Origin of the sequence: Citrobacter sp. Cf072, from assembly GCF_030334485.1 — a bacterium.
Taxonomy (GTDB): Bacteria; Pseudomonadota; Gammaproteobacteria; order Enterobacterales; family Enterobacteriaceae; genus Citrobacter; species Citrobacter freundii.
Map to the genome: position 1 here is coordinate 1 of NZ_JAOWDX010000002.1, position 228 is coordinate 228.

Genomic DNA, 228 nt, shown 5'->3' on the forward strand with positions numbered 1-228 from the left:
GTCCCCTTCGTCTAGAGGCCCAGGACACCGCCCTTTCACGGCGGTAACAGGGGTTCGAATCCCCTAGGGGACGCCACTTGCTGGTATGTGTGAGTGAAAGTCGCCGACCTCAATATCTCAAAACTTACCTTCGGGTGACGTTTGAGATATTTGCTCTTTAAAAATCTGGATCAAGCTGAAAATTGAAACGACACACTGTTTCATTTCTCCGTAATAAGAAATGAAAAA

The 228-nt window shown here is 46.5% G+C and carries 1 tRNA gene; it reads left to right on the top strand.

The features are described 5' to 3' along the window. A tRNA-Glu gene (locus OGX66_RS00010) sits at positions 1–76 on the top strand. Positions 77–228: the final 152 nt, after the last annotated feature.